The sequence below is a fragment of the Lacibacter sp. genome (assembly GCF_057361365.1).
Genome location: NZ_JBMQSG010000011.1, coordinates 242,140 through 256,049, shown reverse-complemented (window position 1 = coordinate 256,049; position 13,910 = coordinate 242,140). Strand labels below are relative to the sequence as shown.

At 41.1% G+C, this 13,910-nt stretch carries 7 protein-coding genes; 6 read left to right on the top strand and 1 reads right to left on the bottom strand.

What is annotated here, in order from left to right:
* The first annotated feature begins 60 nt into the window (after positions 1-60).
* The 5 genes from ACO1QW_RS10595 (at position 61) to ACO1QW_RS10575 (ending at position 10,951) form a co-directional block, all read left to right on the top strand.
* Positions 61-2,928 carry a glycoside hydrolase family 2 protein gene (locus ACO1QW_RS10595; protein ID WP_486258298.1) on the top strand — a complete coding sequence of 956 codons (2,868 nt, stop codon included), beginning with the start codon at positions 61-63 and terminating at the stop codon, positions 2,926-2,928.
* An 81-nt stretch (positions 2,929-3,009) separates the two neighbouring features.
* Positions 3,010-5,133, top strand: a complete 2,124-nt coding sequence (locus tag ACO1QW_RS10590) for a hypothetical protein (RefSeq protein WP_486258296.1) — start codon at positions 3,010-3,012, stop codon at positions 5,131-5,133.
* 188 nt (positions 5,134-5,321) lie between these two features.
* Positions 5,322-8,765: a DUF4450 domain-containing protein gene (locus ACO1QW_RS10585; RefSeq protein WP_486258294.1), complete on the top strand. Its 3,444-nt coding sequence runs from the start codon at positions 5,322-5,324 to the stop codon at positions 8,763-8,765.
* 51 nt (positions 8,766-8,816) lie between these two features.
* Complete coding sequence (locus ACO1QW_RS10580; protein WP_486258292.1) at positions 8,817-10,019, top strand: glycoside hydrolase family 88 protein; 1,203 nt, start codon at positions 8,817-8,819, stop codon at positions 10,017-10,019.
* An 8-nt stretch (positions 10,020-10,027) separates the two neighbouring features.
* On the top strand, positions 10,028-10,951 hold the full coding sequence (locus tag ACO1QW_RS10575) for a glycoside hydrolase family 43 protein (protein ID WP_486258290.1): 924 nt from the start codon (positions 10,028-10,030) through the stop codon (positions 10,949-10,951).
* Positions 10,952-11,059: 108 nt separating this feature from the next.
* Here ACO1QW_RS10575 and ACO1QW_RS10570 read toward each other — a convergent pair whose 3' ends face one another.
* Entirely contained in the window at positions 11,060-12,235 is a 1,176-nt protein-coding gene (locus ACO1QW_RS10570) for an MFS transporter (protein ID WP_486258288.1), read from the bottom strand.
* 239 nt (positions 12,236-12,474) lie between these two features.
* On the opposite strand from ACO1QW_RS10570, the gene ACO1QW_RS10565 reads away from it, so the two are divergent.
* Complete coding sequence (locus ACO1QW_RS10565) at positions 12,475-13,908, top strand: glycoside hydrolase family 28 protein (protein WP_486258286.1); 1,434 nt, start codon at positions 12,475-12,477, stop codon at positions 13,906-13,908.
* The last annotated feature ends 2 nt before the right edge of the window (positions 13,909-13,910 follow it).

Below are 13,910 nucleotides of genomic sequence, written 5' to 3'. Positions count from 1 at the left end.
TTCTGTCTTTGCGGTTCAAAAAAATAGAAAAAGAACAAAAGTTGATAACAAAAAAATACGATGATGAAGATTTTCAAAGTTGGGTTACTCATAACCCTTAACCTTATACTCATAACTTCTTTACAGGCTCAACAAAAGCAAATCCAATACCTCTCCGGTACCGATGCAAAGAATACTGTGCAATGGGATTTCTTTTGCACCGCAGGCCGCAACAGCGGCGAATGGAAAAAGATACAGGTGCCGAGTTGCTGGGAGCAGCAGGGGTTTGGGAATTACAACTACGGTCGTGATTACAAAACCAATGGCAAGAACTACCGTTTCTATGATGAAAAGGGAATGTATAAGTACCAGTTCAAAGTTCCTACTGCATGGAAAGGCAAACAGATCAGTATTGTGTTTGATGGCAGCATGACGGATACGGAAGTAAAGATCAATGGTAAGAGCACAGGCGATATTCATCGTGGTGCATTTTATCGGTTTAAATATGATGTCACTTCGCTGTTAAATTTTGATAAAGCCAACACGCTTGAAGTAACAGTAAGTAAGATGAGCAGCGATGCCAGTGTAAACAATGCAGAACGCCTGGCTGATTACTGGGTGTTTGGTGGCATCTTCCGCCCGGTCTTTTTAGAAGCAACACCAAAACAATACATCGACTATGTAGGTATTGATGCAAAGCATGACGGCAAATTTGCCATGCAGGTATGGACGAAAGGACTTGTACAAAATGCATTTGTTGTCACAACCATTACCGATGCAAATAAGAAAGTGATCTCCACAACAAAAACAGCTGTTGCAAAAACAGATGAGAATATCATTGTATCAGCACAAGTCAACAATATTAAATCATGGACATCTGAATCACCCAACTTATATTCTGCGAATGTAGTGTTGAAGGATGCAGCAGGTAAGAAATTATATGAACTCAATGAAAAGTTTGGTTTCCGTACGATAGAAGTAAAACATGGCCAAGGTATTTATATCAACGGCACACAGGTGAAAATGAAAGGTGCCAACCGGCATTGCTGGTGGCCTGAAACTGCACGATCATTAAGTAAAGAACAGGAGCTAATGGATGCACTGATCATCAAAGAGATGAACATGAATGCAGTTCGTTGCAGTCATTACCCGCCCGATAAATATTTCTTACAGCTTTGTGATAGTCTTGGTATTTATGTATTGAATGAATTGGCTGGCTGGCAAAAATTCTATTCAGCCAAAGCAGGAGAGCCCCTAGTGAAAGAATTGGTGTTGCGTGATCTCAATCATCCTTCGATCATCTTTTGGGATAATGGAAATGAAGGCGGCACGAATAAAGAACTCGATGATGATTTTGTAAAATGGGATTTTCAAAAACGTCCTGTCATTCATCCGCATCATCGCCCGGGAAATCATTTCAGTGGTGTTGATGGCAATCACTATGAAGATTATTACAGCACACAAAAGATACTCAACGATTCACTCATCTATATGCCTACAGAAATGCTGCATGCACAGGATGATGGCGGTGGTGGTGCTGCCATGGAAGACTTCTGGAACCTGCATTGGAAATCGCAGAAGAGTGGCGGTGTGTTTATCTGGGCATTGGTAGATGAAGCTGTGGTACGTACTGATCTCAACAATGCATTGGATGCAAATGGTCTTAATGCGAATGATGGTATTCTTGGTCCACATCGGGAAAAAGAAGGCAGCTTTTATGCACTGCGTGAAATCTTTTCGCCCATTCAGTTAAAATTACCTTCGCAATTGCCTGCTGATTTTAACGGAAAGATCGAACTCGATAATCGTTTTCATTTTAATAATGCCAATCAATGCAGTTTCTATTGGGCATTGGTTGATTTCAGCAAGCCCTTCGATCGTTTTGATGGTTATGTGGTGAAACAGAAAGGAACCATTACTGCTCCCGATATTGCTGCAACAAAACAGGGAACGCTCGCCTTACAATTGCCGGCAGATTATAAAAACTATGATGCACTGGTAATTGTTGCAAAGGATCCGTTTGGGAAAGAATTATACAAATGGACAAGTGAGATCAAAACCAAGCAGGCACAGCTCACAAATTTTGTAACGGTAAAAAACGATTCTACAGTAATTAAAGAAACCGATACCGTCTACAGTATTACAGGTGGTGAAATAACTGTTGTGCTCGATAAGAAAAGCGGCAATCTTGTTACAACAAAGAATACCGCAAATGATTATGTACTGTCGTTCAACAATGGCCCGGTGCTGGTAAAAGGAACAGCTGCAGTTGCATCATCAAAAGCTTACAAAGAAGGAAAGGATGCTGTTGTTGAATTCACCTACAGTAGTGATCTGAAAACAGTGAAGTGGAAGATCAATGCAAGCGGCTGGACGACGATGGAATATGAATACAGTGCACAAGGCGATCTGCCATTTGCAGGGATCAGTTTTAATTACCCGGAGAATTATGTGTTGAGCAGTCGCTGGTTGGGTAAAGGTCCATCACGTCAATGGAAAAACCGCATCGCCGGAACACCGGTGAATGTGTGGCAGAATATTTACAACAATACACACACGGGTTATTCACCGGTTGTGTATCCTGAGTTTAAAGGATATTATGGTGATGTTACCTGGATGGAGTTGAGTACAGTGGAAGGGAAATTATATATTGCCTCACCTGACAATGGATTGTTTGTGCGCCTCTTTGATTTTTATGCATTGAGTTCTGCAGGCAAGCCGCACCCGGAAATTCCGATCGGCAATATTTCTTTTCTTGATTGTATTCCACCCATCGGAACCAAACTGGCAACAGGTTTAACAACCAATACAAGAGTATACGGGCCAATGAGTGAATTGAATCATGTGAGTGGCAGCAAGAAACGGACGTTGTATTTTTATTTTGGTATGCCGAAGACAAGTGATTCAAAAGAGAATTACAGTCGTCCTGCAATTGATAATGTATTCTGATCTTTTGCCACAAAGACACGGAGACGCAAAGAAAAAAAAGCATCATTGTGTTTTTGAACTTAAATAAGACAATAAACTAAAATGAAATTCAACTTTCTTCTTAGTGCTTCTTTCTGCCTTAGTGCCTTCGTGGCAAATGCGCAAATCAATCGTGAGGCAGTGGTAAAACGTCACAATGTAAAAGTGAACAAAGTCGATTCACTTTCTTCGCTTACTGTTGGTAATGGAAACTTCGCCTTTACCGTTGATGCAACCGGTATGCAGAGTTTTCCGGATGCATACATCAAAGGAGTTCCATTGGGAACACAATCGGTTTGGGGCTGGCATAGTTTTCCGAATACAGAAAATCTTCGTGTTGAAGAAGCACAGAAAGTGTATGAGCTGGAAGGAAGAAAAATTTCTTACACCGTTCAGCCCAAAGAACCGGGCAGAGTGAAGATGGCAGTTGAATATTTTCGTGTCAACCCACACCGTTTGCAATTGGGCAATATTGGTTTGGAAATAAAAAAGAATGATGGCACACTGGCAACAGCAAAGGATATTCAAAAGATCAACCAGGAGTTAAATCTTTGGACAGGAGTGATAACAAGCAATTTTGCTGTTGAAGGTGTTCCTGTAAAGGTTACAACTGCAGCACACCAGCAACACGATGCCGTTTCTTTTCGCATTGAATCGCCTTTGTTATTTAAGAATAAGATCACTGTTCGTTTGCGCTTCCCTTATCCCAATGCACAGTTTAAAGATGGCGGGGATAACTTCAGTAAACATGAAGCTCATACTTCATCCATTTCAACCAGCAGCGGCAGTGCACTCATCAAACGAACACTTGATACAACCAATTATTATGTTGATGTGAACTGGACTTCATCCGCAACAATGAAAAGGGAAGGAGCACATGATTTTAAACTGCAGCCATCCTCGGGTAAAGGTTTGTTTGAATGCAGTTTCAGTTTCACTGAAAAGAAACCTGTAACAACTATTACCAACTTTTTCAAAACAAAACAAAGCAGTGAACTGACATGGAAAAAGTTTTGGTTAAGTGGCGGTGCTGTTGATTTTTCACAGGTAAAAGAAGCAAGAGCATTTGAACTGGAACGCAGAGTTGTGTTATCACAATACCTCACCAAAGTACAATGTTCAGCTGCCTATCCTCCACAGGAAACAGGCTTAACGTATAACAGTTGGTATGGCAAACCACATTTGGAAATGCATTGGTGGCATGCCGTGCATTTTGCACAATGGGGCAGACCTGAGTTGATGGAAAAAAGTTTAGACTGGTATTTTAAAGTTGCAGAAAAAGCAAAGCTTATTGCCAAGCGACAGGGCTTTGAAGGGTTACGTTGGCAAAAGATGACCGATAACAATGGTGATGAAGCGCCTTCATCGGTTGGTGCATTCCTTATCTGGCAACAACCGCATTTTATTTATATGGCTGAGTTGTTGTATCGTCATGACCCCACAAGTAAAACATTAAATAAATACAAAGAGTTACTGTTTGCTACAGCCGATTTCATGGCATCGTTTCCATCATACAATCAGCAAACAAAAAAATACAATCTTGGTAAAGGTTTAATTCCGGCGCAGGAATGTTTTGATGCGGTATCAACCTTTAATCCAACCTATGAACTTTCTTACTGGAGCTGGGGTTTAGAAGTGGCACAACAATGGCGCATCCGTTCCGGTTTGCCAAGAGAAAAGAAATGGGATGAGATCATCAACAATCTTGCACCGTTACCGCAATTGAATGGTGTGTATCTCGCTGCAGGTAATACACCTGATTGTTATGAAAAAGGTTCGAAGTATTTAACCGATCATCCGGCAGTGTTGGGTGCATACAGCACCATCCCTGCAGCAAATGGTTTGGATACAGTGGTGATGAAGAAAACATATTTCACGGTATTAGAAAAATGGGATTGGAATGAAACATGGGGTTGGGACTATCCACTGATGGCCATGACGGCAGCACGTTTGCATATGGGTGAAGAAGCAGTGAATGCATTGCTGATGCCGGTTCGCACAAATACGTATTTAGTTAATGGGCATAATTTCCAGGATGATCGCTTAACGATTTACTTACCGGGTAATGGTGGTGTGTTGAATGCAGTAGCGTTGATGTGCACCGGTGCGGATGCAGATAAGGGAATCAATATCGGGTTCCCGAAAACCTGGAATGTGAAATGGGAAGGATTGAAGAAAATGTTTTAGGGCCCCATCCGACTTCCCCGAAGGGGAAGCCACCAAAACACAGCCCACGCTTTTCAAAAATTTCGATTAAATGAATTGGTGTTGTGTTGATTAGTGATGCAAAGCAGATGTGGTAGATACAAAAATTCAATAAAGTAATAAAGTACCGCCTCCTCTCTACCGGAGAGGAGGAAGGGAGGAGAGGCCTCATGAAACAAATTATATTTCTTACATTCTTAATTACTGTTACACAATTTTCTTTTTCGCAAGAGAAAAAATTATGGCATGGCATTGAACGTGAAGTTCGTTATCGTCCCGAAGGAAATGATATTGTGGTTGTGAACGGAACCAAACGTTTCAACCGTGCATTGTATGGCGGTAATACAGCTTTCCGTGCGGAAGCGGGTGATTTGCCTGAGTTTGCATTGTATATGCCGGGCATGGGTGGTAATATCAAGTTCGGCATTGTGAGAGATGGAAAAAGTAAATGGCTGATCGAATGCAACGAGATCAAAGCCATCTACCGTGCAGGCTCGATGATCTATGAAATAAGAGACCCGTTGTTAGGTGCTGCGAAATTATATGTCCATGCCATTGGCATGTATGACCGTGAAGGATTGATCATCAAGCTGCATACTTCAACTGCCGTTGCAGGTTTGAAAATAGTAACAGCATACGGTGGTGCGACCGGTAAACGTTTTTCACGTGATGGTGATATTGGTGCCGATCCTGAATCATCATTTTATTTAAAGCCGGAATATTGTAAAGACAATCTGTTTACTATTCAGCAAAACAGTTTTCGTTTGTTATATGGTTTCAGTAAACCATTAAGTGAAGAAGAACGTTACGAAGTGCAGCATTTACCAAATGTACAAACGAAAAATGCAGCAACCGATAAGGGAAAAGAATTAACTGCTGTGTTCCCAACAGCTGCTGAATTAAAAATAGCTGATGCGACAAAACTCCAATCACCTTTAAGCTTTATTTCATCTGGAAGTTCAACAGAAGCACCTGCATTGGCAGCAGCATTTTCTTCATTAACACAACCAGTATATTTCTTAATACAAAAGCCTGAAAAAAATCAAACCGTTGTTTATTCGCAGTTGGCCAATTTATTTCAACAAACAGAAGCAGCAAGAAAAAAAGTAGCCGAACAAATAAAAATTCAAACACCTGATCCGTATATCAATACATTGGGTTCGGTATTAAGTGTGGCAGCCGATGCAGTGTGGGAAGATCCATCATTCATGCATGGTGCCATTGCATGGCGTATGCGTTTGAATGGCTGGCGTGGAGCGTATGTGGCCGATGTGTTGGGCTGGCATGATCGTGCAAGAAAACATTTTTCAAGTTACGCATTGTCGCAGGTAACGAGTCCGGCAACAGGACCTGTTGTTGCTGATACCGCTTTGCATTTGGGTCGGCAACAGGAAAAGCTTGGCACATCGTTGTTCAGCAGTGGTTATATCTCCCGTAATCCCGGTGGTGATTTTCGTGCACATCATTATGATATGAATCTTGTGTTCATTGATCAGTTGCTGAATCATTTTAACTGGACGGGTGATACGGCTTATGTAAAAGAAATGTGGCCGTTGCTTGTGCGTCATCTCGATTGGGAGAAACGAAACTTTGATGTGGATGGTGATGGTTTGTATGATTCGTATGCGGCTATCTGGGCAAGTGATGCGTTGCAGTACAGTGGTGGAGGTGTAACCCATTCATCGGCGTATAACTATCGTTCCAACAAAGTAGCGGCACAGTTGGCAACCATCATTGGTGAAGATGGAACGAAGTACGAAGCAGAAGCAAATAAAATTCTTACTGCCATCAATCAGCAGTTGTGGATGAAACACAAAGGCTGGTATGCAGAATATAAAGATCTGTTGGGAAATAAATTGCTCCATGAGTCGGCTGCATTGTGGACGATCTATCACGCACTCGACGAAGGTATTGCGGATCCTTTCCAGGCGTATCAATCGTTGCAATATGTCAACAATTCCATTCCGCATATTCCTATTCTTGCAAAGGGATTGAAGGATTCATCACTTTATACATTGTCGACAACCAACTGGCAACCTTACACCTGGAGTCTGAACAATGTTGCCTTGGCTGAACTGTTGCATACCGCATTAGCGTACTGGCAGGGCGGACAAAAAGAAGAAGCGTATCGCTTATGGAAAAGTTCGTTGATGGAAAGTATGTATCTCGGTGCAAGTCCGGGAAGTATTCAGCAGTTGAGTTTTTATGATGCCATGAGAGGAGAGTTGTACAGAGATTTTGCAGATCCGATTGCGATGGCAGGAAGAACATTGGTGGAAGGTTTGTTTGGTGTGATGCCTGACCTGCTGAATCGTAAGCTGCTTGTTAAACCCGGTTTACCACAGCAATGGAATAATGCTTCTATCAGCACACCCGATTTTCAATTTGTATTCAAACGTACACGGTTAACAGAGGAGTATGTTCTTGTGCCGAAGTTTAAACAAGCATTGCAATTGCAACTGATCATTCCTGCTTATCGTGAAGCTGTTGAATCAATTACTGTGAATGGGAAAGCAGTGAAGTGGAAAAACGTTGACAGTATAATTGGTATCCCTTCTTTACAGATCGATGCAGCGCCTGCAAAATCCTATTTGGTTGTAATCAAATGGAAAGGAAACTCATTGGAGAAGCCGGAAAATAAACAACCTTATAGTAGTAAAGAATTGGTACAGGTTCAATTGAAGAATGCAGTTATCTTAAAAACATACCAGCCGGTTGAAGTGTTGCGTAATTTAGTTGCTACAAACAATACTATTTCAGGTAATCTGAATAATGCAGGATTGAACAGTCTTTACCTGCAGCTGAAGCAAGGCGATTTTACCTGGTTTGAGCCATTAAACTTTTCATTGATTGCAGATGATCCATTTGTTGAAACAGTAACGATAACACCCGACACAAAATTTGAAACCGTTGATCTTACTCCGCATGTAAATGATGCGGTAACAAATATTTTCAAGAATGAATATTTATCACCACGACCAGCTGTACCAACTTTACAATTGCCCACGCAGGGTATCGGCAACTGGGCTTACCCGTTAACAACAGCAAACATCAGCGATAGTGGCCTACGTGTAAAAGCAGGCGTGAAGAACGAAGTGCGGATCAATAAGGTTCCCTTCAAAACAACTGCAACAGAAAAGAAGAATATCGTATTTACTTCGATGTGGGATAATTACCCTGATTCTGTTGTGATGCCTTTGAACGGTGCAGCATCTTATGCTTACTTTTTAATGGCAGGCAGCACCAATGCCATGCAAACCAGGATGGTGAACGGAACAGTTGTGGTGAACTATACCGATGGTACTTCATCTGTACTGGAGTTAAAGAACCCTGAAAACTGGTGGCCCATTGAGCAGGATTATTTTGTTGATGGATTTGCATTTACTGCCGGTGAAACAAAACCAACACGTGTTTTGCTGAAGACAGGAGAAGTGATGCCTGCCAATTATAAATACACAGGCATTAAAGGATTTTCCAATTTTGGTATTGATGGCGGAGCAGCAACAGTGCTGCACATAAAATTAAATCCAAACAAACAATTAAAAACTCTGACACTCAAAACCATTGCCAATGATATGGTGATCGGGTTGATGAGTGTAACCCTTGTTCGATAAAATGGATACATAAGGTTTCTTCATCTTATATTGCTGAATAAACTACCAGATATGTTGCCTGTAAAACGTTTTTCTTTATTGCTGTCTGCATATTTTTTGTTGCTGATGAGTTCTGCGCAAACAAAACACCAGCCGGATAAAAACTTATTAAAAACGATCGATCAGAATTTTGTTGATGCTGCAGCGCAGTACAAAGTGCTGATGCAAAATCTGCCTGCTGAGAAATTCCCGAAGACCTATTTTCCAACAACCGATAAATATGAGTTCAGTAATTCAGGTTGGTGGTGCAGTGGGTTTTATCCGGGCACTTTACTGTATCTCTATCAACAAACAAAAGACGAAACGCTTTATAAAGAAGCACAACGCATTCTTGAAGTATTAAAGAAAGAGCAGTTCAATACCACAACACATGATCTTGGGTTTATGATGTATTGCAGTTTTGGCAATGCCAATCTGATTCAACCATCAGGTGCTTACAAAGACATATTGGTGACGAGTGCGAAATCATTAGCAACAAGGTTCAGCCCGGTTACGAGTGTGATTAAATCATGGGATGGAAAACCAAATGAATATCTCGTGATCATCGACAATATGATGAACCTGAAATTATTGTTCTGGGCCACACAGGTAACAGGTGATTCTTCATTCTACAAAATTGCTGTTACACACGCCAATACAACTATCAAAAATCATTTTCGTGCAGATAACAGTTCTTATCATGTGATTAACTACAATTCACAAACAGGCGCTATTCAACAAAAAAGAACGGCACAGGGTTTTGCCGATGAAAGTGCCTGGGCAAGGGGACAGGCCTGGGGCTTGTATGGCTATACCGAAACATACAGGGAAACAAAAGACAAACAATACCTGGAGCAGGCGAATAAGATCGCTGCATTTATTTTGAATCATCCCAATCTTCCTGCAGATAAAATTCCTTACTGGGATTTTAATGCACCGAATATTCCCAATGCATTGCGTGATGTATCAGCAGCAACCATCATGGCATCAGCTTTACTGGAGTTAAGCGGTTATGTGAACAAAGAATTATCGGTGAAGTATTTTAAAACAGCAGAAACGATTTTAAAGAATCTTTCAACTAAGCAATACAAAGCAGCTGCCGGAACTAATGGTGGTTTTATGTTGAAGCACAGCGTTGGTCATTTCCCTGAGCAGACAGAAGTAGATGTGCCGCTGACCTATGCTGATTATTATTTTGTAGAAGCAATGATGCGTTACAAAGCGATGTTTAAATAATGAAATTGATGAAGAAATTTAGTTTGATTTTTATTGTGTTGATGCGGTTGTTCAGCGTAAATGCACAGAATGATTCGGTGCACATCTTTGCTTATTTTAAAAATAACGGACAGGATGGTTTGCATTTAGCATACAGTACAGATGGTTTTAAGTGGAGTGCATTAAAGAAAGACAGTTCATTTCTGAAACCAACTGTTGCAAAAGATAAACTGATGCGTGATCCTTGCATTATTCGTGGTGCAGACGGGTTGTTTCATATGGTGTGGACAGTTAGCTGGAATGATCGGGGTATTGGTTATGCAAGCAGTAAAGATCTCGTCAGCTGGAGTGAACAACGCTTTATCCCAGTGATGATGCATGAAGATTCTGCACGGAACTGCTGGGCACCGGAGATCACTTATGATTCTAAGAAAAAACAATACATGATCTATTGGGCTACGACCATCAAAGGAAAATATCCTGCTGACCCGACAGTAGAGAATGGTTATAATCACCGCATGTATTATGTGCTCACAAAAGATTTCAAAACCTTCAGCAAAACAAAACTGTTGTACGATAAAGGCTTTAATGTCATCGATGCTACGATTGTTCCTGATGGAAAACAATTTGTTATGTTTTTGAAAGATGAAACAAGAAACCCTGTACAGAAGAATATTAAGATTGCTACAAGTAAAAAACTTAACAGCGGTTACAGCAATGCATCATCACCCATCACCGGCAACTATTGGGCAGAAGGGCCAACTTCGTTAAAGATCAACGGCACATGGATCGTTTACTTCGATAAATACCGTGATCATAAATATGGTGCTGTGCAATCAACAAACTTAAAAGACTGGATAGATGTGTCTGATAAAATTTCATTGCCAAGCGGCATCAGGCATGGAACTATTTTAACGATCAGTAAGGAGGAATTTGAATTGTTGCCGAAGTAGAAACAGTCTTTGTTTTCTTTGTGCCCTCTCTGTGTTCTTTCTGCAGCGGCTTTACTGTAGCACTAAGTTCGCTAAGGATTTCACAAAGTGCACAATGTAAGAAATGCGTTACGCCAGCTTTATCTTACTGATCATATAACTGATCACCAACCCCAAAACAGCTATCACCGCAAACGAAGAACGCAACCCAGCGAGTTCAGCTATATAACCGATCAATGGAGGCCCCATTAAAAAGCCAAGGAAACCAACCCCTGAAACGGTGGCGATGGCAATACCACTCGCCACTTCTTTTACTTTACCTGCAGTGCTATACACTAATGGAATAATACTGCTTACACCAAAACCAACGATCATAAAACCAATGGTGGCAAAAATGATATTGGGCAACAGTACTGCGATCATCATTCCGGAAAAAATAAGTACACCACTCAGCTGCACCATTTTCTTACGACCGAAACGTTCTGCTAATCTGTCGCCGGTAAAACGTCCCGTTGCCATCATCACCATAAAGGAAGCATAACCCAGCGATACCAATTCGCCTTTTACTTCCACCACCTGTTTAAAATAAACACCACTCCAATCGAACATACATCCTTCGGCACTCAAACAACAGAAAGCAATTAAGCCCAACTGCAATAACAAACCTTTTGGAAACTGGAATCGTTTAAATGAAGATGCAGTTTTACTGGTGGGAGTGATGATCAGATATTTTTGGAATGAAATGTTTAATGTAATAACAATTGCTGCAATGATCATGAAATGATAAACGGGCAAGAGATCAAAACGCATCATCAGCAAGCCAACTAATGCACCGGTAAATCCTGCTGTACTCCATACGCCATGAAACGATGCAAGAATTGATCTTCCAAATAAATGTTCTGCATTCACCGCTTGTGTGTTTACGGAAATATTGCAAAGGTTACCTGATAAGCCAAAGATGTATAACGCAAGCGCAAGTTGCCATGAACTCGTTGTTGAACCGATCAGGATCAAGGTTAATGCATAACCGACGGCCGCTAATCGTAACACATACTTACTCCCAAATCGTGTCACCAGTTTACCACTGAAGGGCATCATGGTTAATTGTCCGGCTGGTAATGCTAATAAGATACTACCCAAAGCAGCTTCCGATAATTGTAAAGTAGTTTTAATGTCGGGGATGCGGCTTGCCCAGCTGGCAAAGCAAATGCCCTGGCAGAAAAAGAAGACCGATACCGCAATGCGTATCTGCAATTTTGAGTATGTGTTATTTGCTGCTGAAAGCGTAATGGCTGTCTGTTCCAAGTGGCAAAATTATCCGAAAATGCATTGGTATTCATAGCATAACCATAATAAAATCATGTAAACGTTTTCGCAAACGTTTGTACAGGATGCAGCAGGATAGATAGGGCTCCATCAATGGCTAATTTGTGAGCATAAACGCTGTGTATTGCTTTGCTTGCTGTTGCCGAAATATTCGCTGCATTCTTTTTATTTCGCTGCTGTACTGCTCTGTAATACCACCAACTACTAAAACAACATTGATGAAACGATTGCTGGCATTTATTCTGTGCTGTTCTTTTTCTTTTCCACTTTCTGCACAATTAACTACGCCTCCTGCATGGACAAAGAAAGTAGGAGCAAGAAGTTTTCCAACAATAAAAACAGTTTACTATGTAAACAGCTACGGAGCTGTGAGCGATACAACAACTGTAAACACTGTGGCTATTCAAAAAGCCATTGATGCATGTGCTGCAAAAGGCGGAGGCATTGTTGCATTTAAACCAGGAACATATGTAACAGGCGCTATCTTTTTAAAAAACAATGTGCATTTACGTATTGATAAGAGCGTACTCATTCTCGGCTCACAAAACTTTGCTGACTATCCTGATATGGATACACGTATTGCCGGACTTGAAATGAAATGGCCTGCAGCACTCATCAATGCAGTGAATGTAAAGAATGCGGCTATTACTGGCGAAGGTGTGGTGAATGCAAGAGGAAAGTTTTGCTGGGATAAGTATTGGGAAATGCGCAAAGAGTATGATAAAAAAGATCTGCGCTGGATCGTTGATTATGATGCAAAGCGTGTACGCACATTGGTGGTGCAAAATTCAACAGATGTTTCTGTAAAAGGATTAACGTTTAAGAATGCAGGTTTCTGGACAGTGCAGTTATTATATTCATCCTACTTAACAGTTGATGGTGTTGTGATCAGGAATAACGAAGATGGCAGCGGACCCAGCACCGATGGTATAGATGTGGATTCCTCGAGCTGGGTGTTGATTGAGAATTGTGATATTGATTGCAACGATGATAATTTTTGTTTGAAGGCCGGTCGTGATTGGGATGGCTTACGAGTGAATCGTCCCACAGAATATGTGGTGATCAGAAAATCGATTGCAAGAAGAGGAGCTGGACTTGTTACGCTTGGTAGTGAAACATCAGGAAGCATCAGACATATTTATTGTACTGATCTGTTTGCAAAGCATACCGATAATGGTTTGCGTATTAAATCTGCAACAACAAGAGGTGGTGTGGTAGAAGATGTGTACTTCGTTAATTCTGTTTTGGATAGTGTGCGTAATGCTTACCAGTTCAATCTCAACTGGTATCCTGCTTACAGTTATTCTGAATTGCCGAAAGGTTATACCATGGAAACTGTGCCTGCACATTGGAAGTCGATGTTGCAAAAAGTAACACCTGCTGAAAAAGGAATTCCGTCTGCAAGAAATTTTGTGATACAAAATGTAAAGATCACCAACGCACAAAAAGCATTTGAAATAAACGGCCTGCCAACATCTTTGCTGGAGGATTTTAAATTCATTAATTCCATCATCACTGCCAATACGCTGGGCACAATGGAATATACCAAAGGCTGGAAGTTCATCAACACAAGTATTGATGTATCAACCAAGCCTGCTGAAAAGAAAAAAGAACCCGCAGGTATTGAAGAACAGGAACGTCTAAAAGGTTAATC

Excerpts from the sequence above, each read along its gene's own strand:
- ACO1QW_RS10595 (WP_486258298.1), top strand. The coding sequence starts at position 61 with ATGATGAAGATTTTCAAAGTTGGGTTACTCATAACCCTTAACCTTATA.
- ACO1QW_RS10590 (WP_486258296.1), top strand. The coding sequence starts at position 3,010 with ATGAAATTCAACTTTCTTCTTAGTGCTTCTTTCTGCCTTAGTGCCTTC.
- ACO1QW_RS10585 (WP_486258294.1), top strand. The coding sequence starts at position 5,322 with ATGAAACAAATTATATTTCTTACATTCTTAATTACTGTTACACAATTT.
- ACO1QW_RS10580 (WP_486258292.1), top strand. The coding sequence starts at position 8,817 with ATGTTGCCTGTAAAACGTTTTTCTTTATTGCTGTCTGCATATTTTTTG.
- ACO1QW_RS10575 (WP_486258290.1), top strand. The coding sequence starts at position 10,028 with ATGAAGAAATTTAGTTTGATTTTTATTGTGTTGATGCGGTTGTTCAGC.
- ACO1QW_RS10565 (WP_486258286.1), top strand. The coding sequence starts at position 12,475 with ATGAAACGATTGCTGGCATTTATTCTGTGCTGTTCTTTTTCTTTTCCA.